This is a genomic window from Microcoleus sp. MON1_C5 (genome assembly GCF_036701875.1).
GTDB lineage: Bacteria > Cyanobacteriota > Cyanobacteriia > Cyanobacteriales > Microcoleaceae > Microcoleus.
Genome location: NZ_JAUBRN010000060.1, coordinates 15086 through 37991, shown reverse-complemented (window position 1 = coordinate 37991; position 22906 = coordinate 15086). Strand labels below are relative to the sequence as shown.

At 46.2% G+C, this 22906-nt stretch carries 21 protein-coding genes; 8 read left to right on the top strand and 13 right to left on the bottom strand.

Going from position 1 to position 22906, the window contains the following annotated elements:
* Positions 1-332: 332 nt before the first annotated feature.
* Entirely contained in the window at positions 333-608 is a 276-nt protein-coding gene (locus tag QUA71_RS23550; RefSeq protein WP_333062925.1) for a hypothetical protein, read from the bottom strand.
* A 160-nt stretch (positions 609-768) separates the two neighbouring features.
* Here QUA71_RS23550 and QUA71_RS23545 point away from each other — a divergent pair, with 160 nt between their 5' ends.
* The 4 genes from QUA71_RS23545 to QUA71_RS23530 all read left to right on the top strand — a co-directional run bounded on the left by QUA71_RS23545 (position 769) and on the right by QUA71_RS23530 (position 3785).
* Positions 769-1407, top strand: a complete 639-nt coding sequence (locus tag QUA71_RS23545; RefSeq protein WP_333288750.1) for a peroxiredoxin — start codon at positions 769-771, stop codon at positions 1405-1407.
* A gap of 191 nt (positions 1408-1598) precedes the next feature.
* A complete protein-coding gene (locus tag QUA71_RS23540) occupies positions 1599-2180 on the top strand; it encodes a Uma2 family endonuclease (RefSeq protein ID WP_333288748.1) in 582 nt (193 codons plus the stop codon).
* A gap of 65 nt (positions 2181-2245) precedes the next feature.
* Positions 2246-3220 (top strand): cysteine synthase A, encoded by a 975-nt coding sequence (locus tag QUA71_RS23535; RefSeq protein ID WP_333288746.1) that lies wholly within the window; start codon positions 2246-2248, stop codon positions 3218-3220.
* A gap of 265 nt (positions 3221-3485) precedes the next feature.
* The gene (locus QUA71_RS23530) at positions 3486-3785 is read left to right on the top strand and encodes a (2Fe-2S) ferredoxin domain-containing protein (RefSeq protein ID WP_333288744.1); all 300 of its coding nucleotides are present in this window, start codon (positions 3486-3488) and stop codon (positions 3783-3785) included.
* Between the two features lie 14 nt (positions 3786-3799).
* Here QUA71_RS23530 and QUA71_RS23525 read toward each other — a convergent pair whose 3' ends face one another.
* From QUA71_RS23525 to QUA71_RS23495, 7 genes are all read right to left on the bottom strand, one after another.
* Positions 3800-5032: a hypothetical protein gene (locus QUA71_RS23525; RefSeq protein WP_333288743.1), complete on the bottom strand. Its 1233-nt coding sequence runs from the start codon at positions 5030-5032 to the stop codon at positions 3800-3802.
* A gap of 171 nt (positions 5033-5203) precedes the next feature.
* Complete coding sequence (locus tag QUA71_RS23520; protein WP_333175565.1) at positions 5204-5485, bottom strand: HNH endonuclease; 282 nt, start codon at positions 5483-5485, stop codon at positions 5204-5206.
* A gap of 162 nt (positions 5486-5647) precedes the next feature.
* The gene (locus tag QUA71_RS23515) at positions 5648-6271 is read right to left on the bottom strand and encodes a heme-copper oxidase subunit III (RefSeq protein WP_333288741.1); all 624 of its coding nucleotides are present in this window, start codon (positions 6269-6271) and stop codon (positions 5648-5650) included.
* Between the two features lie 143 nt (positions 6272-6414).
* Positions 6415-8220, bottom strand: a complete 1806-nt coding sequence (gene ctaD, locus QUA71_RS23510) for a cytochrome c oxidase subunit I (RefSeq protein WP_333288739.1) — start codon at positions 8218-8220, stop codon at positions 6415-6417.
* A 78-nt stretch (positions 8221-8298) separates the two neighbouring features.
* Positions 8299-9300, bottom strand: coding sequence for a cytochrome c oxidase subunit II (locus QUA71_RS23505; RefSeq protein ID WP_333288737.1), 1002 nt, complete (start codon positions 9298-9300; stop codon positions 8299-8301).
* A 222-nt stretch (positions 9301-9522) separates the two neighbouring features.
* On the bottom strand, positions 9523-10281 hold the full coding sequence (locus QUA71_RS23500) for a class I SAM-dependent methyltransferase (protein ID WP_333288735.1): 759 nt from the start codon (positions 10279-10281) through the stop codon (positions 9523-9525).
* Positions 10282-10385: 104 nt separating this feature from the next.
* Positions 10386-11423, bottom strand: a complete 1038-nt coding sequence (locus QUA71_RS23495; protein ID WP_333288733.1) for an LD-carboxypeptidase — start codon at positions 11421-11423, stop codon at positions 10386-10388.
* 73 nt (positions 11424-11496) lie between these two features.
* Here QUA71_RS23495 and QUA71_RS23490 point away from each other — a divergent pair, with 73 nt between their 5' ends.
* Positions 11497-12930: a carotenoid oxygenase family protein gene (locus QUA71_RS23490; protein WP_333288732.1), complete on the top strand. Its 1434-nt coding sequence runs from the start codon at positions 11497-11499 to the stop codon at positions 12928-12930.
* 757 nt (positions 12931-13687) lie between these two features.
* Positions 13688-14509 carry an SDR family NAD(P)-dependent oxidoreductase gene (locus QUA71_RS23485; protein ID WP_333288730.1) on the top strand — a complete coding sequence of 274 codons (822 nt, stop codon included), beginning with the start codon at positions 13688-13690 and terminating at the stop codon, positions 14507-14509.
* A 692-nt stretch (positions 14510-15201) separates the two neighbouring features.
* Here the strand turns inward: QUA71_RS23485 and QUA71_RS23480 are convergent.
* A complete protein-coding gene (locus tag QUA71_RS23480) occupies positions 15202-18021 on the bottom strand; it encodes a tetratricopeptide repeat protein (RefSeq protein ID WP_445243822.1) in 2820 nt (939 codons plus the stop codon).
* An 84-nt stretch (positions 18022-18105) separates the two neighbouring features.
* Between QUA71_RS23480 and QUA71_RS23475 the strand changes: the two genes are divergently transcribed.
* Positions 18106-18435 carry a hypothetical protein gene (locus QUA71_RS23475; protein WP_333288726.1) on the top strand — a complete coding sequence of 110 codons (330 nt, stop codon included), beginning with the start codon at positions 18106-18108 and terminating at the stop codon, positions 18433-18435.
* Between the two features lie 150 nt (positions 18436-18585).
* Here QUA71_RS23475 and tsaB read toward each other — a convergent pair whose 3' ends face one another.
* From tsaB to QUA71_RS23455, 4 genes are read right to left on the bottom strand one after another with little or no spacing between them, the layout of a single operon-like run.
* A complete protein-coding gene (gene tsaB, locus QUA71_RS23470) occupies positions 18586-19245 on the bottom strand; it encodes a tRNA (adenosine(37)-N6)-threonylcarbamoyltransferase complex dimerization subunit type 1 TsaB (protein WP_333288724.1) in 660 nt (219 codons plus the stop codon).
* Between the two features lie 2 nt (positions 19246-19247).
* Positions 19248-20960 (bottom strand): serine/threonine-protein kinase, encoded by a 1713-nt coding sequence (locus QUA71_RS23465; RefSeq protein WP_333288722.1) that lies wholly within the window; start codon positions 20958-20960, stop codon positions 19248-19250.
* Between the two features lie 13 nt (positions 20961-20973).
* Positions 20974-21255, bottom strand: a complete 282-nt coding sequence (locus tag QUA71_RS23460) for a hypothetical protein (protein ID WP_333288720.1) — start codon at positions 21253-21255, stop codon at positions 20974-20976.
* Positions 21216-21464, bottom strand: coding sequence for a Ycf34 family protein (locus QUA71_RS23455; protein ID WP_006632635.1), 249 nt, complete (start codon positions 21462-21464; stop codon positions 21216-21218). Before QUA71_RS23455 ends, QUA71_RS23460 begins: the two co-directional genes overlap by 40 nt.
* Positions 21465-21571: 107 nt before the next feature.
* Here QUA71_RS23455 and QUA71_RS23450 point away from each other — a divergent pair, with 107 nt between their 5' ends.
* Positions 21572-22822, top strand: coding sequence for a CCA tRNA nucleotidyltransferase (locus QUA71_RS23450; protein ID WP_333288717.1), 1251 nt, complete (start codon positions 21572-21574; stop codon positions 22820-22822).
* The last annotated feature ends 84 nt before the right edge of the window (positions 22823-22906 follow it).

Here is a 22906-nt window from a genome sequence, read left to right as displayed (position 1 = left end):
ACATGGCTCAAGCTCAACGTCTTGCTGGCTTTAATTTTAACATCCTCAAAGACTTGTTTAGAATGAAATAGCCCTGCATAGGGACTGATTCTTTATCTCTGCCTTCTGCGTTCGGAATGGGGTCTATTTATTCTCCGTCGAACTCAGCTTTTGTTTAAAAGAGCAAATCCTGTTTATGTAGGGGCAATTCATCAGACCTCGCCGAATTTAATTTATGTATAGACGCGATCTCCTTGCCTCCACCAAGGGTTTTAAATGACGCATAATTCTTTTCTGGAGAGGTCTAAAGAGCGAGAGATGTTAAGAAATATGTAAAGCAGCGGTCGGATTTTTCAACCGTAAATTCCCGAATGCCCTCGATAATCAGGACAGTCGATCGCATCTTCAGATAAAGCTATTGTAGGCTGAACGGGACACTTGAGGTGGTAGTCGCCGGTGAAAAATACGCAGTTAGCACAAGGGATTTGGTGCATCCGCTGAGCTCGACGCAGGGAGTCGGTGACAGTACGCCCGACACTCAAACACAGCAAAAAAACTAAACCCCAGGCGGACACAAAACACAGCGGGACTAAAATAGGCTGTATTGCCTTCAGCAGAAAGTAAAGCATAGCAAGAAAATTTAGCGGTATAAGCCACAGATACATTACAGTAGTGGAATTGCCGAGCGATCGACCAAAAAGTTTAGAATCCTTTACAGCTCGATCGAGAAACCGGGCAATTATGGCATGATAAGGAACAGTCCTTAAATAAAATTAGAGGAAATCAGTTATGACTCTGCGATTAGGCGATACAGTTCCCAACTTTACCCAAGCTTCGTCTGAAGGGGAAATCAATTTCTACGACTGGGCTGGCGATAGCTGGGTCGTGTTGTTTTCTCACCCGAAAGACTATACTCCAGTTTGCACCACCGAACTCGGTGCAGTGGCCCGTCTAAAGTCTGAATTTGAAAAGCGGGGCGTCAAAACCATTGCCCTCAGCGTCGATGATGTGGATTCTCACATGGGCTGGATTAAAGATATTGAGGAAACTCAAAAAGTCACCCTCAATTATCCGATTTTAGCAGATGGCGATCGTAAAGTCTCCGACATTTACGACATGATCCATCCCAACTCGCTGAACAACTTAACAATCCGCACAGTTTTTGTGATTGACCCGCAAAAGAAATTGCGTTTGAGCATTACTTATCCGGCGAGCACGGGTCGGAATTTTAATGAAATTTTGCGAGTAATTGATTCCTTGCAACTTACGGACAAATACAGCGTTGCGACTCCAGTTGATTGGAAAGATGGCGACGATTGCGTAATCGTACCTTCGATTACCGACCCGAAAGAGTTGGAAGAGAAATTCCCTAAAGGTTATACGCCGATTAAGCCTTATTTGCGGATGACTCCTCAGCCGAATAAATAGGTTTAACATTCGTGGGCGCAGAACCTAATGAGATAGGGTGCGCCTAGCGCACCTTACCTCTATAATTCGCGCCTCAAACCAGTTTGTAGTCAGGACTTTAATCATTAATCCTAATGAGAACTTTAGTCCTCACTACAAACAAAGAAATTGTGCAATCTTGTCAGAACAATTTACATTTGAGGAAAGGCAAAATGGTGTCATCAACAATTGTGTTGCGAATACCGCCAAAATTGCAAATGACAGACGACGAGTTTTTCGAGTTCTGTCAAATCAATAGTGAATTACGCATTGAACGCAACAAATCGGGAGAATTGCTAATTATGCCTCCTACTGGTTCGGAGACGGGAAATCGCAGCGGTAGCGTCTTTGGAGAGTTGTATATTTGGGCCGGGCAAGATGGAACTGGTATCTGTTTTGACTCCAGTACGGGATTTAAGCTGGCAATGGGTGACAAGTCTCCAGATGCCTCGTGGATTAAACTGGAACGGTGGAATGCTTTATCTCAAGAACAGCAAGATAAATTCGCACCTATTTGCCCCGATTTTGTAGTAGAACTGAGGTCGGCTTCTGACAATCTCAAGCCATTGCAAGAAAAAATGCAAGAATATATGAGAGAAGCAGGAGTGCAGTTAGGCTGGCTTATAGACCGCAAAAATCGCAGAGTTTACATCTATCGTCCTGGTTTGCCAGAGGAATGTTTGGAGAATCCGGCTAAAGTTAGTGGCGACCCCGTTTTGCCCGGATTTTTACTCAATCTGAGCAAAATTTGGTAGAACTGCTAGCAATAAATATCAACTTATTGTAAAAATTAATAATAGGATGCAAACACGCAAAAAATATGGATATTAAAAACGGCTTTGTAGGCACAATCGGCAACACACCACTAATTCGCTTAAACAGCTTCAGCGATGAAACAGGCTGCGAAATTCTCGGCAAAGCAGAGTTTCTTAATCCGGGCGGTTCTGTTAAAGATAGGGCCGCTTTATACATCATCAAAGATGCAGAAGAAAAAGGCTTGCTAAAACCTGGCGGCACCGTTGTTGAAGGCACTGCCGGCAATACAGGCATCGGTTTGGCACACATTTGCAACGCTAAAGGTTACAAATGTTTGATTGTGATTCCCGATAACCAATCTCAAGAAAAAATCGATGCTTTGAAAACCTTGGGCGCTGAAGTTCGGACTGTTCCCGCTGTTCCTTACAAAGACCCGAATAATTATGTCAAATTGTCGGGAAGAGTGGCTTCGGAAATGGAGAATGCAGTCTGGGCAAATCAGTTTGACAATTTAGCCAATCGCCGAGCTCATTACGAGACGACTGGCCCGGAAATTTGGGAACAAACAAACGGTAAAATTGATGCTTGGGTAACAGCTACTGGTACTGGCGGCACTTTTGCTGGCGTAGGAATGTTTTTGAAAGAAAAAAATCCTGCTGTTAGAATTGTCTTGGCAGACCCGATGGGCAGCGGGCTTTACAGTTATTTCAAAACTGGGGAAATTAAGACTGAAGGTAGTTCGATTACTGAGGGAATTGGCACCACCCGCGTCACTGCAAATATGGAGAATGCCCCGGTAGATGACGCCATCCAAATTGATGATACGGAAGCTGTCCGGGTGATTTACCAACTGCTGAGGAAAGAAGGGCTGTTTATGGGCGGTTCTGTGGGGATTAATGTGGCGGCGGCCGTGGCTGTAGCGAAGCAAATGGGGCCGGGACATACGATTGTTACGGTACTCTGCGACGGTGGGGCTCGGTATCAGTCGCGTTTGTTCGATCGACAATGGTTGGCTTCCAAAGGTTTGTCACCAGATTAACCGTAGGTTGCGCTGAAGTCTTAAGCTGTCCCGCATCTAAATTGTATTTTTCGGGCGGGCGGGACGCCCACCCCACAATAATTTTATCCAACTCTAGTCGTTACCAGGATCTGCCTCGAATTTTCCTGTGCAACCAAGGCTCTTTCTCTGGAAATCTGTTCTCCGGCTCTGCCTGGGAACCCGTTAGAATTCGAGTATATATGGCCGCACCTATTCCCATGATAAAAAAATAGCATATATGTAGTAGAAGGTCAAGTAAAAAAACATGAAAATCACAGAATCTTCTAGGCAAGTTCTTGTTTGCCAAAACCGCACTTGTCGCAAGCAAAATTCAGCAAAGGTACTGGCAGCTTTTCAGAAATTGTCGCCCTCAGAAGTTGAAGTTGTTGCTAGCAGTTGTTTGGGACAGTGCGGCAACGGGCCGATGGTGTTGGTGCTGCCAGAAGAGGTTTGGTACAATGCCGTTTGCCCTGAAGAAGTTGCGGCAATAACTGAGCAACATTTGCGGGGAGGAAAGCCGGTGGAGAGGATGCTTTACCGCAAGTTTCACCGACTTTCTAATTAGTCGATCGCCCGCGTTTAAAATTCTTCGGCAAACAACCGGCGGAGAATTTCCGTGACTTCGGCGCAACATCTGGCGTCGAGTTCGATCGCCAAGCGATCGACATTGCTGGAACTGCCTACAGCTTTTTCTGCCCGCAAAGTCATGGCTAAAGTTCTGAGTTTTGCCGGCTTTCCCGCCGCCTTCGGACGCTCGTCAACAAACCGCACTAAAGCCACATAAACTGTTTCTAGGGTTCCCCTGATCGCGCTCAGTCCGTAACCCAATTTTGAGATAATTACTGGAGAAGTGATAAGGCCCTCCATCCCCAAAGTTTTAATTGCTACGTCCACATATCGAGCGCTGTCGTGTCCCATTGCTCTGACAATGCTTTCTAAGCTGTTCCACTGAGATGCTTTCATGCGCGATCGCTGTTCGATGTGGAAGTGCCATCCTAACATGGAAATCAGCCTGGTCAAGTCATAAGCAGATACGGAATTTTTTTGTTTGGTGCTGTTTACTGCGGCACTTAAAAGCACTTGTTTTTTGGTGAGATCGAATATTTTTGGGTTGGTGAGATAAGGATTTTCGCCGTAATCGCCGCGAAAAATTAGGTCATTATTGCCAGTAGCGCTCTTCAGCCATTGCTCTAGTCCTATGCGAGTATCGAAGCGTTTGAACATCGCAGCTAAGGAGTTTGAACTTCCGATATTGGAGGCATAGTTAATCATGTCTTTTGCTACATCGTAAAAATAATAATCGTGTTTTTGCCCGTTACCATCTCTAACAACGCAGTTGTCAATGTCGCAGTCGGGATATTTGTTATTTAGTTGACTGACGATATTAAGGAGTGCGATAATTTTAGTGGCACTCCACTGCTCAGCATTGGTAAGTGCGTTTTTTCCCAGCCACTGCGCCTGAATTTTGCCGTCTACAAAACTACCAATGCAAACGCAGGCTTCTTTGATGTCTGCGTGGAGAAAATTTAAAGCTTGAGAGTTAATTTGAGGTAGTTCTCCCAGGCTGGGAAAGGGGGTAAGTTTGAGGGGATTATTGGGTCCGGGAATATAGCTAATTACTTTTAAGCCGTCGGGTTTCTGTTTGAGATACTCGGGATAGTTTTTAATTTCTTTTTGGTAAGGTGATTTTTCAATGCCTCGGTCTAAAAAAGCTAGTTTGTTTATGTTAGCTTTGGCATCTATTTCCATTTGGAGGTAGTTTTTGTAGATGCGCGCTCGGTCTTTTGCGAGTTCGAGGGAGGTGAGGTTCATGATAATAGTTGGCAGCTTGTTACTAATAAGTAAATCACTATACTAGGATTTACGCAAACAAACCGGGTGGCTCTGCAAAATTTTGGGTGAGGGAACGAAAAATTTATGAAGAAACCGGGCCTCAGACAGTAACTGCGGCCAGGACTATATATCTGAGTTCTGGCCCTGCGATCAAGCTTTTTTGCCGCGTACTTGAATGCGTTTGTCGGTTTTTTGTTTCTTAATCCAAGAGACAAATTTCTGGAGTTCAGGGTCATTTTTGAGCTTTTCCAGGGTGTTGAGCTCTTGGGCGAGGTGTTTGTTGTCAAATAGAGAGTGAATCTGGCGGTGACAAGCGGAGCAAATGTCGATTGTCGGGCTTGGATCTTCGTTTTTCCGCTTAGTGTTTTGTTTGGGGATGAGGTGATGGGCGGTTAATGCTTCCATTTGTCGATCGCACAATTCGCACTGCATAATTTTCTCAATGCTGCTGGATAGGAGAATTGCTACTTTTAGTTTAGCGCGATCGGCTGTAATTCATCTAAATAAAGGTCGATCGCACTCTCCAAACAATAAAAAACCCCCAATTGGGGGTGATACAAATCTCTTGTGGCAGAGGTCGAAAAGCCTCTGGGATCACAAAATATACAGCAGCAAAAACAAAACAATCCAAATCACATCCACAAAGTGCCAGTAAATCTCAGTCGCTTCGATTCCAAAGTGGTGCTCGCTAGAATAGTGACCTTGCGAGCGCGATCGCCACACCACCGCCACCATCAAAAGCACTCCCAACGTTACGTGCAAGCCGTGAAAAGCAGTCAAAACGTAAAAGCAACTGGCATACAAATTAGTCGTCAAGCCAAACTCTAAATGAGCGTATTCGTAAACCTGACCGAACAAGAAAACTGCGCCCATAGCAATAGTTACGAGCAACCAATTCCGCATTCCGGCGGCATCATTCTTTTTGATTGCAGTATCCGCATTGTGAATCACAAAACTGCTAGCAATCAGAATTACCGTATTGATTCCCGGCAGCAATAACTCTCGCTCGGGCGTACCTTCAGGAGGCCACGCGGGGGCCATCGCCCGATAAATCAAATACGCGGCAAACATACCGAAAAATATCATGCCTTCAGCGCACAGGAACACAATTACCCCTAACATTCGGTGGTCGGGATGCTCGACACCGTGTGCTTCTACTTCGCCCTCGTGGTGGTAATTCAGGGCTGTTTTTGCCGGATCGATCGCTGGAATTTGCATAAGAAATTGGTAATGAAGAAGTCAGTTGTCAGTTGTCAGTTGTCAGTTGGCAGTTGGCAGTTGGCATTAGTAATCAGTCATTAGTCAACAGTTAACAGTCAACCGTCAACAATGCCCAATGACTAATGACTGATGACTAATAACTATTCGCCATCTTGACTTTCATCAGCAGGAGAATCAACATTTACCTCGGATTCAGGAGCGACCAAAGTTGCAGTACGGCCCAAGAAAGTTGAAGCTTGAGCCTCCGCAAGAGGAATACCTGTTTTCTGGGCGTTGCGGGTGGCATTTTCCCTCAGCTTGAGCCTGAGACGTTCCCCTGTATTCTGAATTTTTTCCATGCCGTAATCGTAAGGCCCAGTTGCCAATACCGGCACTCCTTCAAAATTTTCGATGGGGGGTGGCGAAGTCGTCATCCATTCCAAACTCAAAGCTTGCCAAGGATTGTCACCTGCTTTCGGGCCGTACCTCCAGCTCCAAATCACATTAATGATAAACGGGATTGTAGACACTGCCAGCATATAAGCACCGACAGTACAAATGACATTAATTGTGGTAAATTTCGGGTCGTACATTGCCACCCGCCGAGGCATTCCTTGCATCCCCAAAGCGTGCATGGGCAAGAAAGTTACAGTAAAGCCAACATAGGTTAAAACAAAGTGAACTCTACCCCAAAATTCATTAATCATCCGCCCCGTCATTTTGGGGAACCAGTGGTAAAAAGCAGCGTAAATTCCAAACACTGAGCCGCCAAACAGCACGTAGTGTAGGTGAGCGACGACAAAATAAGTGTCGTGAACGTGAATGTCGAAAGGTACGGAAGCCACCATGATCCCGGTGATGCCACCGAGGACAAATGTTGAGATAAAACCCATCCCAAATAGCATGGCGCTGACAAGCCGGAGTTTTCCTCCCCAAATAGTTGCCAACCAGCTAAATATTTTAATCCCAGTTGGTACGGCGATGATCATAGTCGTGATCATAAAAAACATCCGCAGCCAGCCGGGAGTGCCGCTGGTAAACATATGGTGCGCCCACACGATCAAGCCCAAAAAGCTGATGGCGAGACTGGAATATGCGATCGCCAAATAACCAAAAATTGGCTTGCGCGAATGCACTGGCAAAACTTCTGAAATTACCCCGAAAAAGGGCATAATCATAATGTAAACTGCCGGGTGCGAATAAAACCAGAATAAATGCTGGTAGACGATGGGATCGCCGTTGCCGGTCGGGTTAAAAAATGCCGTCCCCGCTAACAAGTCAAACGACAGCAAAATCAAAGCTGCGGCTAAGACGGGAGTAGCAATCAAAGTGAGCGCTGAAGTCGCAATCATCGCCCAGCAAAACAAAGGCATATCATTGAGACCCATGCTCGGAACCCGCATGGTAAAGATGGTAACGGCAAAATTAACCGCCCCCAAAATTGAAGAAGTTCCCAGAATCAAAACGCTGAGAATCCAAATTTCTTCCCCCGCTTGAGCAGTAACTAAGCTCAAAGGCGGATAGGAAGTCCAACCCGCCTGCGGAGCTCCCACCAAAAAACTGCTCAACAGCAACACGCCGCCTACGGGAATTAGCCAAAAGGCAAGGGCATTCAGTCTGGGAAATGCCATGTCTTTTGCCCCAATCATTAAGGGGATCAAAAAGTTAGCAAATCCGGCTCCGGCGGGTACGATCCACAGGAAGATCATCACCGTAGCGTGAACAGTAAATAAACTGTTGTAGAGTTCGGGGGGGACAAAATCGGAGTCGGGCGTGGCGAGTTCTGTTCGCACCAAAGTGGCCATCACGCCGCCGATTAGATAGAAAATAAATGTTGTTACCAGGTATTGAATACCGATGACTTTGTGGTCGGTATTAAAAGTGAAGTAGTCGCGCCAATGTCTATCAGCGGGCGCTGTTCCGCGAGCCTCAGTGTTGGCACTTTCTTGGAACTGTGCTTGTGTCATAGTTATTAGTCATTAGTTATTAGTCATTAGTTATTAGCTCAAGATAAAATACCCAGTGCCAGGAACTAATGACTATTTTTAGTGATGAGTTGGGTGAAGTTGTTCTAGGGTTTCGGAATTAATTTTTATTTCCCTGACGTAGGGAGCCAAAAATTCACCGTCTGACAATTCCCCAGGATTGACTGCAACTGCTTGCTCTAAGTTTTGACTGCTAGCAACTTGCTGGCTTTGCAGCCAAGTGTCGAATTCTTCTGGCGTGTGAACGACTGCTACAGCTTTCATCGCTCCGTGATAAGCGCCGCACAATTCAGCACAAACCACCCGGTATTCGCCGGTTTTAGTTGCTGTAAATCTCAGTTCGCTCGGCCGCCCGGGAATTGCATCTTGTTTGAGGCGAAATTCCGGCAGCCAAAATGCGTGCAGCACGTCTTGGGCTGAGATATTTAGCTGTACGTCGCGGTTGGCTGGCATATGCAGTTCGCCGGAACTAACGCCGCTTTCTGGATAGCTAAATATCCAGGCGTACTGCAAACCCATGACATTTACAACTAAGTCTGCTGGTTTGTCTTCATTTTCAGGGGAAGCACCTACGCCTAAAGCAACGAGTTTTTGAGATGGAATTTGAGGAGTTTTTTGGGGTGTATCTGAGAGTGTGGCTGCGATCGCACTTCCCCGCATTTTAGAGTGCGCTTGCATGGTGCCGTGGTCGTGATTGCCCATCGGATCGAGGCCTCCCATTGAGTTGTAAATCTCAAAACTGTAGACTCCGATTCCTAAAATAATCACCGCCGGCACGGCTGTCCAAAGAATTTCTAAGGGAAAGTTGTCATGCCAAGGCGGCCCATCTGTGTTGTCTCCTGGACGGCGGCGATATTTAATTGCAGCAAAGATTAGCACTCCCTGGACCATGATAAATAATCCAGTGGAAATGGTCATCATTGTATTGAATAGTGCGTCTATCTCGGATGCTTCATTAGAGGCGGCGATCGGCAGTAAACCGTGATTCTGCCCGTACCAGAGACTGATCAGAGTCACTACGATGCCGGCGAGCATGGTGAGGATGGAACTTGGAATGTTCACGCTGGTACTTCTTAATAGCGACACTTCTTCGCTTGAAAAATGAAGGAAGCGCCTCTGGGTTATCAATTTTTAATTGTAAATGGTATTTTTAGTAAAATGTCTATCTTAAGGGTTACTTAAGGCTTAGTATGTTTGACTGAGCGATCGCCCGTACACACAAATACGTCTTTTGTACCTTGACAAAAATGATAAAAAATGGTATGCGATCGCTCTGTTTGGCTGCTAAATTTGAGATTGTTTCTCAAACACCATCAAATGCTGCTGGGGCAACATATCTTTTGTCTCTTTCCATACTAAACCGACGGCGGCCATTTCTTTTTTCACCTGCTTCTGCGTCATTTTGTGCAAACCTTTAATGGGAATCAGCGGGTTTTCGCCCCGATACTCGATCGATACCGTGCGACCTCCCGGTTTGAGTGCTTTCACAATTCCTTGCATCATTTCTCTGGGATATGCAAATTCGTGATAAGCATCGACCATTATCACTAAATCTACACTATTTTCTGGCAAATTCGGATTGTCGATACTGCCCAAAACTGGCTCAACGTTAGCGATATTTTTTTCTTGTTTATTCAAATTAATAAGATTGAGCATTTCCGGCTGCACGTCAACGGCCAAAACCTTTCCTTGTGGAACTAAGGGAGCGAGGCGAAAGCTAAAATATCCCGTTCCCGCTCCAATGTCTGCTACAATATCGGTTGGTTTTAAATCGAGATTGTTGACTAATCGAGCTGATTTTTCTTCCATACCGCGAGACGGTCTTTCCAACCAACCAGCGCCTTGATATCCCATGACTTGGGCAATTTCTCGACCCATGTAAAATTTGCCTATTCCGTCGGGATTGTGGAGGGTTCGCTGCTGGTAAATGGCGTCGCCATTTGCGGTTTTACTTGCTGCTGCACAGGCATTGAGCGGCAACAGGCAAAGAATTGTCAAAATTATTACTGTTAAGGGTTTAATTAATTGTGCGGTTTTTTTCACGATATTTCTGATTTTGTGTTTAAATTTATTTCTCGTTCCCTGGCTCTGCCTGGGAACGCAGATCCGGAGGCTCTGCCTCGGTAATATCCAGAAGAGTTTAAGATTTAGCTGACAGCAGATTCTAATAATCTGATTGTACCAGAGTCAGCGTCGATTTCGACTTCTTGACCGATCGGCAAAGTGAACTGTTCCCGGATGTGTCCCACCATTGAACCATACCACGCAGGAATCTTCAAAGGGCGAATGTGGTCGGACAAGACTTGAGGTAAGGTGAGGGATTCTTGGGGTTTTTCAGCTTCGCACTTGGTACACTGTCCGAAAATAAAACCGGATATTTTATCGAGAATGCCGGCTAATTTAAGCTGCGTCAACATTCTATCGATGCGATAAACTTCTTCGCCCACTTCCTCAACAAACAAAATACTGTTTTCCCACGGCGGTAAATATGCAGAACCAACCATTGCTGCGATTACTGATAAATTGCCGCCGATTAGTTTACCCCTAGCTGTGCCGCGCCCGATTGTTTGAGCTTGCACGCTTTTGGAGTTTTGCATCGTCACAGAACCTCCGTCAAACAAAACTTTTTTGACGTAATCCACTGTAAAGGGACTCCAAGTTGACGCACCTAAAGGGCCGTGAAAAGTTACTCTATTAGTTTTAGCATAAATCGCCAATAACAGCGCAGTAATATCGCTAAATCCCATAATAATTTTGGGATTGTTGCCGATAATATTGTAATCCAGAAGCGGCAATATCCGACCGCAGCCCCAGCCGCCCATCCCGGTAAAAATAGCTCGCACTGAGTCATCGGCAAAGGCTGCGTTGACATCGGCGGCGCGATCGGCATCCTTGCCTGCTAAATAGCCGTAGCGGTCGTAAAAATGCTCTCCCAATTTAACTTTTAATCCCAGCTTTTCGATAACTTTAAAAAAATCCTCGATTTCCTTTTTGTAGTTGAAAGCTGCAGGATTGATTAAAGCTATAGTATCGCCAACTTGCAGGCGGCGGGGCTTAACGATCGCACTTTTGGGAGATAGGTTGGTTTGCGCGATCCTATTGGAGGGCTTCGCTAACGGCAAAAGCTGAGTACCAATAGCAGTCAGCCCAAAAGTTGTGAGCAGAGCACGGCGGCGGAGAGTCATAGCTGTTAGTTAATTTTTGCTATAATTGTATAGGAAAACTTCTGTCATATCAGTTGAAAATTGCGAGTTTCCAATGAAAATAGACACTAAAATCTCAGCTAAAAAATCCTGGGCTCACGCTTTAGCTCGTCCGGCTGCGGAATTTCCCCTGACTCAGTTATCCGTTAAAAGCGGTAAAATTCCCGCAGGATTGCGAGGCACTCTCTACCGTAACGGGCCCGCACGTTTGCAACGCGGCGGCATGGATGCGGGACACTGGTTTGATGGCGACGGTGCAATTTTGGCTGTACATTTTACCGATGCGGGTGCTGCGGCTGTTTATCGCTACGTGGAAACAGCGGGATACCAAGCTGAGGAAAAAGCTGATAAATTTCTCTACCCTAATTACGGCATGACAGCACCGGGGCCTGCATGGTTGCGGTGGACTAAATCTGTGAAAAATGCTGCCAATACTTCTGTTTTAGCTTTGCCCGATCGCCTTTTAGCTTTGTGGGAAGGTGGCTGGCCTCACAGCCTCGATTTGCAAACCTTGGAAACTCGCGGAACGGACGATTTAGGAAGTTTAGAGAGGGGATCTTCTTATTCAGCTCACTGCAAGCGCGACCCGATTACTGGCAATATTTTTAACTTTGGGATTACACATGGTGCGAGTACAAAGTTGAATCTATATAAAAGCGATCCTACAGGCAAAATTGTGCAAAAAGCAACTGTTGCTTTAGATGGCCCTCCTATGCTCCACGATTTTGTTTTGGCTGGAAAGTATCTAATATTTTTTGTGCCGCCAGTACGAGTAAAATTTTTACCAGTGTTAGCTGGAATTAGCAGTTACAGCGACTCTTTGGAATGGAAACCCGAGTTAGGAACCCAGATCTTAGTTATTGACTCGGAAACTCTATCTTTAGTTAGTCGCGGCGAAACCGATTCTTGGTTTCAGTGGCATTTTGCTAACGGTTTTGTCAAGGAAGATGGTTCAGTAGCGGTTGATTTTGTGCGCTTCGCTGACTTTCAAACTAATCAGCGGCTGAAAGAAGTAGCGGCGGGTGAAACTCGCACCGATGCGGAGGGGACTCTGTGGCGGGTGCATCTCAATCCTCAAACTGGCAAAGTGACAGCAGCCGAAGAATTGCTGGATCAACCTTGCGAATTTCCGACGGTACCTGCTTCAGAAATAGGGCAAGACTCACGATATATTTATCTGGCAATGTATCGGCCTGACGTTGATATTGTACCGGAACGTTACGGTGCGATCGCCCGTTTTGACACGCAAAGCCGCAATCTCACAATTGCCGACTTGGGCGAAAATCGCTATCCCACAGAGCCCATCTACGTTCCAGATATTTCGTCGGAGAAAGGTTGGATAGTAACAGTTATTTATGACGGCAATTCTGATAGCAGCGAAGTCTGGATATTTGACAGCGACGGACTTTCCCGCGAACCTGTTTGCAAGCTAGAATTGCCCGGTGTCATACCTTTGGGCTTTCACGGCACTTGGAAATCGGCAGTCTGAGAAAATTGTAAAGAAGTGTTGCGGAAGATTTATTAAAAATTGTTGCCGCTTCTCTGTCAAGTTGTTAAGGTGTGTGTAGATAGGAAATTCTCATATCTAGGAGGTGTGGAATTGATAATCTGCATTGCTCAATTATCCTGTGCCAATTCGCACGAATCCCCGGCGATTTTAAGTCGCGGTTGCACAGGATATCGTCTGCCTCTGCGGACTAAAAATAGAGGGGTAATAAAGCCCTGGCGAATAACCCATCCCGGCGAATATTCCCGGCCAATTTATTCGCAGCTACCCAGGCAAAATCCGCCTCCACGGAGTGAAGAAAGAGGGGTTCTCCAACCCTGGTAAATGACAAATTCGCGGATCACCACTCCCCGGCGAGTTTATTCGCGGCTACACAGGCAAAGTCCGCCTCCGCGAACTGAAGAAAAAGCGGTAATAAAGCCCGCTTGGCCATGATTTCCGACTCTGTTTTCTCATCTCAGCTTTGTCTGCTGGCATGAGGTTAAAAGACCAGATATTTGACTGATTTCTGGCAAACCACAAGTTTAGTTCAACTCACGCGCACGTTAGCGATTCAAAAGTTTTTAGTTTTGAGTTAACCCCACAAGTAAATGAGGTCTATCGAAACAAGATAGCCTTTTCAACAATTATGAATTATGAGTTGTTACCGCCAAAACATTCAACTCATAACTAATAATTTACAACTCACAACTCATAACTCCGTGCCGCGGTGAGCATCTACCAAAAGGTTTAATCTATTATGCAACTTCAAGGAAAAACAGCTCTTGTTACAGGAGCTTCGCGCGGAATTGGGCGATCGATCGCCCTGGAATTAGCGAGACAAGGAGTCAAACGTTTGTTGATTGTCGCGCGCAACCGCAGGCAATTAATTGAACTGGCAGAGGAAATCGATCTTTTTGGCACAGAAGTAGTGCCGTTAGCTTTGGATTTAACTCAGTCAGTAGCGGTGAATATTGCGATCGCCCAAGCTTGGCGAGATTGCGGCCCGATTCACCTGCTAGTCAACTGTGCAGGCGTCGCGCACCAAGCATCTTTCTTGCGTTCTCCGCTGCCGTTAATCGAGGAAGAAATCGCCTTAAATCTGCTCGGAACCTACACAATTACCCGCTTAGTAGCGAGGCGAATGGCGACTCAAAAAGAGGGAACAATCGTCAATGTTTCCAGCTTGATGGGAAAAATTGCCGCTCCCACAATGGCAACTTATTCTGCTACCAAATTTGCCATTTTGGGATTCACCCAAGCTTTACGCAGCGAGTTAACTCAGTACAATGTTCGAGTCACAGCTTTGCTGCCCTCTCTAACAGATACCGACATGGTGCGAGACTTGGAACAATTTCGCTGGGTAGTGCCCACAACTCCCGAAAAAGTTGCCCTAGCACTTGTCGCGGGATTGCAGAAAGATGCACCGGAAATCTTGGTAGGATGGCAAAGTCATCTAGCAGTTTGGTGTCACCGAATTGCGCCTTGGCTGCTGGATTTTGTGTTGCGGATGGCGACTCCCGAACTTCGGGATAAATCCCCGGGCCGCAAATTGCGGGAGGCTTTAGCTAGCGGGCGATAAACCCTTTTCTGGGCGGGCAAGATGCCCACCCCACAAGAAAACTCATTCTTTTGTGGAACGGGCATCTTGCCCGTTCCGGGATCTTCGGCCATTGGTGTCAAATTAAGCTGTCAGCCCGCCCACCCGTTAGTCCGCCAGTCCGCCAGGGGTTGAAACCCCTGTCTAATAGCTAAAGTCCTCTGAAGAGGACTGAGAAGATGAATTTTTGACGTTGCTGATTCACGGTAGGAATTAAGTTTTCGCTTGATGTTACAAAACTGACCATACTTGTTTTATAGCAATTGGGAAATCGGAATTCCTACCTGTATTCAGCAACGCCCAGCAACACCGAATTTTTAAACTCATTAGTCCTCTTGCAAAAATAATTAGGACGGGCAAGATGCCCATCCCACAAGAAAAATAACTCTTGTGGGATGGGCATCTTGCCCGTCCCATCAATTGATGAAAAGGATTTTTGCAAGAGGTCTATTAGTCCTCTTCAGAGGACTTTAGCTATTAGACAGGGAATTCATTCCCTGTCGGACTGTCGGACTATCCGACTGTCGGACTATCGGACTTTCGGACTATCGGACTATCGGGCTATCGGACTGTCGGACTGTCAGACTACTGATTTAACGTTAAGTTGACACCAATGGGCATTACCGTGTCCCTAGAAGGGCTATGTACTTACTCACCAGCAAAAGTGCTGTATATCATTTCCACTCCCCTTGCAACGTAAAAGCAGCCCAATAATAGGGAGATTTCCATTTTTCCTGCTGCATCATTTCAATCTGCGCCGCCCTCAAAGCTGCCGCCGGCGCTAACTTTTGTTGCTGCATTTTTTGATAAAACTTTTGCATTAACACAGCAGTTCCTTCATCATCCACACTCCACAAACTCACCGCCACCCGCTGCGCCCCCGCATACATAAAACCCCTTGTTAATCCCACCATTCCTTCGCCTTTAACATTCTGTCCCATTCCCGATTGACAAGCACTTAAAACCACTAAATTTGCCGCCAGTTTCAAGTTGAAAATATCCGTGAGGCGCAAAAAACCATTGACAAGATTGCCTTTGTCATCTATCATCGACATCAGAATTCCTGACAATTCGGGATTTTGGCTGTTGGCAAGGCCGTGGGTGGCGAAGTGAATGATTTGATAATTGACTAAATTTCCATCGGTAGCAGTAGTGCGACTGGCATCAAAATCAAATATTTGACGGCTAGAAGCTGAGGGGAATAAGCTGGATATTGTTTGGGCTTCTTGGCGGGTAAATGCGAGGCGCTCGGGCGGCCATTGCCGATTAGAAGCACGAAGCGATTGATTTAAACCGAGGTTATTTGCTTCTAATTTTTCTGTTGTTGTTTGGGTGATTTTTCCTTTGATTCTTTCATCGTTTGGACTGAAAACAGGATCGGCTAAAATTGCTAAATTTTGGCTTGGTGGTTTTCTATCTCCGTAATTTTGCCTGAGAATAGCGAGACTTGAGGCGGAAGGCAGGGTAATAATTTCATGTTCGACAATTAAGGGAACATTGTTATTTTCTCCCCGGGGTTTTGCAATAGTTAAAGCTTGAAAAGGGGTATAGTGCAGCACGCCGTCGGGAACAATTAATAAGCGTTTGTTTCCTAATTGGGCTGCTGCAGGTTGTAAAATCACTTGACCCAGATTGCCACTTGCTTGGGCAACTTGTTGGGGAATATCTCTCTGGATTGGGCTAGTTATTGCCTCTAGGAAGTCCTTAGCTGCTGTTTCTATATCGCCGCGTTTTGGTAATTCATAGCTGGTTAGCCCGGTTGATGTCACAACCCACAAATAACTGCGGTCTTTGCCGAGGGAATACTGCAATAAAATAGTGTTTTCATCGAGAATCTGTTTCTGAATTTCTGGCAGCGTTAAAGGTTGGGGTTGGGTGAGGGCAGCGTAGCGGGGGCTGGCGCTACGAATCTGGGCTTGAATTTGCTGATATTGTTGCAAAAGTGCGAGGCGCTGTTTGTCGATTTCATCGATTTTAGTTGCGTTGGGATTGGGGGTGCTGATTGTTTCGATGCGCTGCTTTTCAAGGGCATCGAGTTGCTGTTGCAGGCTCTTTTCTTGTTGCAGTAAATAGGGGTCAATGCCTTCGCGAATGTTGGCGTTACTTTCTTGAAGAAGTTCGAGGAGACTGCGGGCCCTCGAACGTTCGCTGGCTTCTAAGGCTTTTGTATCATAACCGGATTTAGGATTAGTTTTATGCAGTTGCATTAACAAATCGATGTAGAATTCGTAGCGGTTTTGTACTGTGGCAAAGTATGAGGTGCGAAGTTCTGGGCTGGCAATTTTGGTGCGGAGGTTTTCGATGATTTTGATAGAGGATTCAATGTCGTTAAGGGCTTCGGTAAGATTGTTTTGGTCGCGTTTGACATAAGCTATGTGGAAAAGGGTGATAGCTTCTCCAGCGCGATCGCCTGTTGCCCGACTCAGGGGAAGCGATTGGCTGTAATACTCTAGCGCTTTCTGTTTTTCTCCCAATTCTGCGTAGACATTGCTGATGTTGTTGAGGGTGGCAGCTTCCCCACGGAGATCGCCTACTGCCCGAAATAGGGGAAGCGACTGGCTGTAATACTCTAGTGCTTTCTGTTTTTCTCCCAAATCTGCGTAGACATTGCCGATACTGGTGAGGGTGAGAGCTTCCCCACCGCGATCGCCTGTTGCCCGTTTCAGGGGAAGCGACTGGCTGTAATACTCTAGCGCTTTCTGTTTTTCTCCCAATGCTGAGTAGACACTGCCGATGTTGTTGAGGGTGGTAGCTTCCCCACCGCGATCGCCCACTGCCCGTTTCAGGGGAAGCGACTGGCTGTAATACTCTAGCGCTTTCTGTTGTTCTCCCAATGCTGAGTAGACTAAGCCGATGTTGTTGAGGGTGGTAGCTTCCCCACCGCGATCGCCCACTGCCCGCAATAGAGGAAGCGACTGACTGTAATACTCTAGCGCTTTCTGTTTTTCTCCCAAATCTGAGTAGACACTGCCGATGTTGTTGAGGGTGGCCGCTTCCCCGCCGCGATGGCCTGTTGCCCGTCTCAGGAGAAGGGACTGGCTGAAATACTCTAGCGCTTTCTGTTTTTCTCCCACTTCTGCGTAGACATTGCCGATGTTGTTGAGGGTGGTAGCTTCCCCACGGCGATCGCCGAGTGCCCGAAACAGGGGAAGCGACTGGCTGTAATACTCTAGCGCTTTCTGGTTTTCTCCAAAATCTGAGTAGACTCTGCCAAGACCAAGGAGGCTAAGTGCTTGCCCTCTATTGTCGCCTGCTTGCCGATACAACTTTAATGCTTCTTCCCACTTGACGATCGCACTTCTTTTTGCTTGGGCCGTTCCTTGCTGGTACAGTTGTAATCCTTCTTTGAAAGCTTTATCACCAGCGTCGCTACTGTTAGTTTGTGCTGTTTGTAAGACTTTACCAACGGGCACGGCTGCTGCCACTGGCTGACTTAGCTGAAGCGAAAGCGCGATCGACATACCGGCCAAAAACCATTGAGTGCGATCGAACATAGCCACCCCTTTTGTATTTTTGTCAATCTTAATCACTAGCTCGCTTAGTGTAAAGGCAGGAAGAAGTAAGGGCGATCGGCATTTTTGCTAGAGTTAACGAGTAGTGCGATTCCCTGCAGGATCGCTACGCCGCGCGTACTTTTTCCCAGCATGAACAACATCCCAACTACCCCCGATCCCGTAACCAGCCACTGGGATTGCCCCGAATGCGGCGGCACCGGTACCCTCAGCCCAGAAATTTGCCCTGTTTGTCTCGGAGCAAAATACATCGATCTCGCTACAATAACGAACTGGATGCTCGATTTTATGGAATCTCGCGGCTGCGATCGAGCTGAGATCGATCGATTGCGAACCGAAAGCCCAGACCCCCTAACCTTAACTTTTTGCCTCGAAATTTGTATCGCGCTTAAATAAACAACGATATCAAGTCTGCTTAATTGCTTATAAATCATTTACGGGCATCGGGCATCGGGCATGGTCGGAAAAAAAACGCACTCTACAAGTTGATTTAACTGAAACGAAATAAGGCCCAATGCCCTATTCCCAATGCCCTATTCCCAATATTCAGTGTCCCTTAACCGGATGTTGCCCGTAAAAAGGCAAAGCATCCGACCAATCAGGACGACTTCCCATTTGCCACTCCAAATAAGCCAATTCCAACACACTAGAAACCGACCACCCCAACTCGCTACCAACTTCAATTAACTGATAAGAATTCCCCCAATTATCCAACTTTTCCTGCCAGGATTCCGGTGTCATTACCGTATCGGTAAACAACTCAGTTACACCAGAATTAGTGTTAACTGAATAAACAGCCCCAAACAATTGTCCCCGCTGTGCAGGCATTTGCAGCGCCATATCCTGATTTGAGATAGATTTTTTACTGCTGCTGCAAGCGACAGCCGCCAAAGTTGAAACCGCAAAAACCGGAATATCCAACTGTTGAGCCAAAGTCCGCGCCGTCACCATACCCATCCGAGTCCCCGTGAAACCTCCTGGCCCCTTCGCCACCGCAATAAAAGCCAAATCCGCCCAAGTTTGCGGCTGAATAAACTCCACTAAATACTGATGCAAATGAGTGGCTAAATCGCGATCCAAATTCCAAGTTTTGCAGCGAGAATCTCCGGCAAAGTTGCTGATAGCTAAACCGAGTTCGCGACTAGCTGTGTGCAGGGCTAAGCCGTATTTTTTAACTGATGTTCCGTCTAGGGGATTTCTATTCACGATTACTGATAATTTTCCTTAACAAAAAACAGCGGCAAAGCCACAACTAAACAACCCAAAAGAATGCCAAATATTCCTGTATTTAAAATCCTTGAATTTCCCATCCCACCAGTTATCAAAAACAGCACTACTAAACTTGTAAATAAATTCTTATTCGCAAATTCTTTGTGTTGGGAAACTTGATGCTTCACCGTCATAAAACCCGACGTAACTATTAGCGCAAACCAAGAATTAAAAATGACTATTTGAGAGCCAAAGATAAACCAAACTAAGGCAAACATTAGCGCATCTATCCAAAAATCCTGAGTTTTCAACTTCGGCAGCCAAAATTCTTGGGTAGTAACAGGGGCGATTTTCTTGACTAAATGATTGTGTTGCAGCCGCACGAGTTTGTTTCTCAATTTAATCTTCGGATCGATTTGCAATATTTGCTTCCACTCCGGGCGGCGAGAATTGTTGACTCTTCCCAACAGCTTCACGGCTGCGACTTTATTTAACTGCAAATCGGTGAGTCTGGTGGCAATTATTTGAGATAAGTGCGGATAGTAAACGGGATTGTCTTCGGTTCTGTTGATGACGATATTGAGCTGTTGCTTGGCTTGACTGACTTGGATTGTAACATTGTACGGGGCGATCGCCTCTTGCAAAGCTTGCTGAATTTCGGCTTGCTCTTGGCGAGTGAAAAGCGACGCACCGGGCGCGGGTGTAACCACCCGTTCTGCGGGCGTTTCCGGCGCGTCTAGCACAGGCTCTGCGTCTAAATAGACTGGTTTGGGGTTCAAGTGCCGGATGACTGCTGATGCTGAACTGTAGCGCCGATTGGTGGCACTTTGAAGCATAGTGTCGAGGATGCGACCGAAATCATCGCTAACAGCAGTCTTCAAATAATTTCGCCAAGCCCAAGAATCCTCTGTACTGTCGAACAAATCGAAGGGAGGAATTTCAGTCAGCAAGTGAATGCAGGTAACGCCCAAACTGTAGATATCGCTGGCAAAAACTGCTTTACCCATCAATTGTTCTGGGGCTGTATAAGCAGCACTGCCGATGATTGTACCAGTTGGCTGCAAGCCGTTTGCTGTTACTTTCTTAGCTGCACCAAAGTCTACTAAAACAATATCTTTTTGGAAAGGAGACGGTTGATAGGAACTTTCTAAAGTGGGTAAAGGAGTTGGAGATAGGCGGCGGCGAATGATATTTTCTGGTTTGATATCGCGGTGAATAACTTTGGATTTGTGGACGAAGTGGAGCACTGGCAATAAATCGTTGAGGATTTGCCGAATTTGATTTTCTGTGAATGCTCCTTTTTGTTCTAATTCTCTGGCTAGGTTTTTGCCGTCTATAAATTCTTGTACTAAATACTGTCTCCCGTCTTGTTCAAAATGCGCGATTAATTCTGGAATCTGGGGATGTTTGCCCAAGGTTTCTAGCTGGGCTGCTTCTTGGTGAAATAGTTGAGCGGCTTTTTCGGCTGCCGTATTTTGCGGGAAAAATTGCTTGATTACGCACTGCGAAAAAATCAGGGGTTTGGTTTCATCAACTGCTAGAAAGGTTCGGCCAAAGCCTCCTTGCCCGATCGGCTTTATGGTTCGGTAGCGAGATGCTGATGGCGTTTCTGGGTCAATAGTCAACAACAATTTTGAGCCGCAACTTTGGCACAATTCTGCATCCCCTGGGTTTTGCGGATTCTGACAAGTTGGGTTTAAGCAATAGCACATTGGATTTTAGATTTTAGATTTTAGATTTTAGATTTTTAATTGGGAATGGGGAATGGGGAATTGGGCATCGGGCATCGGGCATCGGGAATTGAAAATCGGGGATTGAAAATTGAAAATTGGAAATTGAAAATTGAAAAGTGGGTAAAAAGAAGAAACAAGAAAATGAGAGCGTTTTATTTTTTTCCTTCTTCCTTCTTCCTTCTTCCCTCTTCCTTCTTCCCTCTTCCTTCTTCCTTCTTCCTTCTTCCTTCTTCCTTAAGTCGGGACGAGTTCGCCTGGCCGCAATTTTGCCCATTTGCCGGTCTCTTGCTTGAAACTCTGACACCCGACTACATCCCATTCCATTTCAATTTCGTCTTGGCGGGGACGGATGTTGACGTTGATGGTGGGTTCTACGGGGTCGAAATCGGGTGTTTCGGTGAGGTGAAGCTGTTCGTGCTGTTCTTCTACGGCGTGGTAGGTGAAGCAGCGGTCTACATAGTGGCAGTTAATACAAATACACATTCTTGATATCCTCTGTGCATTTCAAAAAGATTGGTGAAATTTGAGCTTTCTGTTAATCTAGCGTAGCAAGAGTTTAATTGTTTGTAAGTTTGTAGATTTTTGTTGCAATGCCGATTAATTTGCCCTCTTCATTATCTCCTAATACTTGGCCGTTTGATTTGAAACTGCTGACACCGCCTGCTTATCTGGTGGGCGGTGCGGTACGGGATGCGTTGCTGGGCCGCCGATCGCACTATTTTGACTTGGATTTTGTCATGCTAACACGGGCGGTGAAGACTGCTCGAAAAATTGCCGATCGCACGAAAGGTGGATTTGTCTTGTTGGATGCGGAACGCCAAATTGCGCGGGTGGTGTTTGCGGGCGGTACGGTGGATTTGGCGCAAGCGGAAGGGGGGAGTCTGGAGGGGGATTTGCTGCGCCGGGATTTTCGGATAAATGCGATCGCCTACAATCCTTTTACAGGAGAAATCATCGATCCTTTGGACGGTCAAACTGATTTGCGGTTGGGTGTGCTGCGGATGATTTCGCGGTCAAATTTGGAGGACGATCCGCTGAGGTTATTAAGAGCTTACCGCCAAGCGGCACAGTTGGGTTTTGCGATCGAACCTGAAACTCAATCTGCGATTCGAGAATTAGCACCGCTGTTGAGTCGGGTAGCGGTGGAACGGGTGCGGACGGAATTGGGTTATTTGTTGAGCAATCCTAACGGTGTTCCTTGGATTTGTCGCGGTTGCGAAGATGGTTTGTTTTCGATTTGGTTTGAAAGTGCGATCGACCGTTTCGATATTTTGACAAAAATTGACGCATCTGCTGACAAATTAGCGGCAATTTACCCGGAATTAGGGAAGGAATTCGGGCGTCAGATTAGAGATACAATTAAAACGCCTTTGTTGGCTGTCGCGAAGTTGGCTATTTTGGCAGATTCCGACCCGACAATTGCTGAAACGCAGTTGCTGCGGTTGAAGTATAGCAATGCGGAGATTAAAAGTGCGATCGGGCTTTTGAAATACTTGCCCAAATTGCCAGCACAACCTATCGCGGAAATGTCTTTGCGAGAACAGTATTTTTTGTTTCGGGATGTGGGAATAGTATTTCCAGTTTTAGCCGTTTTGGCAGTGGCGGCGGGAGTTGCGGTTGAGGATATTTCACTGTTAATTAATCGCTATCTGGATGCTGATGATATTATTGCTCACGCCACACAATTAGTTAGCGGCAATGATTTAATGCAATATTTGAATTTGCCCAGAAGTCCGCGCATCGGTGAATTGTTAATGGAGATTCAATTAGCGCGGGTGGAAGGGAGAATTGCTACTCGCGAAGATGCGCTCAAATTGGCGGCAGAGTTGGTTAATCAGTAAGTTTAAATTGATATATTTCAGAAATTAGAACGGGCAAGATGCCCGTTCCACAAAATTCAACTTTCCCGTGGGGTGGGCTTCTAG

Coding starts and splice junctions, on each gene's coding strand:
- ctaD (WP_333288739.1), bottom strand. CDS start 8,220: ATGACACAAGCACAGTTCCAAGAAAGTGCCAACACTGAGGCTCGCGGA.
- QUA71_RS23535 (WP_333288746.1), top strand. CDS start 2,246: ATGGATATTAAAAACGGCTTTGTAGGCACAATCGGCAACACACCACTA.
- QUA71_RS23520 (WP_333175565.1), bottom strand. CDS start 5,485: ATGCAGTGCGAATTGTGCGATCGACAAATGGAAGCATTAACCGCCCAT.
- QUA71_RS23525 (WP_333288743.1), bottom strand. CDS start 5,032: ATGAACCTCACCTCCCTCGAACTCGCAAAAGACCGAGCGCGCATCTAC.
- QUA71_RS23460 (WP_333288720.1), bottom strand. CDS start 21,255: ATGGGCAAAATTGCGGCCAGGCGAACTCGTCCCGACTTAAGGAAGAAG.
- QUA71_RS23490 (WP_333288732.1), top strand. CDS start 11,497: ATGAAAATAGACACTAAAATCTCAGCTAAAAAATCCTGGGCTCACGCT.
- QUA71_RS23450 (WP_333288717.1), top strand. CDS start 21,572: ATGCCGATTAATTTGCCCTCTTCATTATCTCCTAATACTTGGCCGTTT.
- QUA71_RS23485 (WP_333288730.1), top strand. CDS start 13,688: ATGCAACTTCAAGGAAAAACAGCTCTTGTTACAGGAGCTTCGCGCGGA.
- QUA71_RS23550 (WP_333062925.1), bottom strand. CDS start 608: ATGCTTTACTTTCTGCTGAAGGCAATACAGCCTATTTTAGTCCCGCTG.
- QUA71_RS23495 (WP_333288733.1), bottom strand. CDS start 11,423: ATGACTCTCCGCCGCCGTGCTCTGCTCACAACTTTTGGGCTGACTGCT.
- QUA71_RS23545 (WP_333288750.1), top strand. CDS start 769: ATGACTCTGCGATTAGGCGATACAGTTCCCAACTTTACCCAAGCTTCG.
- QUA71_RS23515 (WP_333288741.1), bottom strand. CDS start 6,271: ATGCAAATTCCAGCGATCGATCCGGCAAAAACAGCCCTGAATTACCAC.
- QUA71_RS23480 (WP_445243822.1), bottom strand. CDS start 18,021: ATGTTCGATCGCACTCAATGGTTTTTGGCCGGTATGTCGATCGCGCTT.
- QUA71_RS23465 (WP_333288722.1), bottom strand. CDS start 20,960: ATGTGCTATTGCTTAAACCCAACTTGTCAGAATCCGCAAAACCCAGGG.
- QUA71_RS23540 (WP_333288748.1), top strand. CDS start 1,599: ATGGTGTCATCAACAATTGTGTTGCGAATACCGCCAAAATTGCAAATG.
- QUA71_RS23530 (WP_333288744.1), top strand. CDS start 3,486: ATGAAAATCACAGAATCTTCTAGGCAAGTTCTTGTTTGCCAAAACCGC.
- QUA71_RS23455 (WP_006632635.1), bottom strand. CDS start 21,464: ATGTGTATTTGTATTAACTGCCACTATGTAGACCGCTGCTTCACCTAC.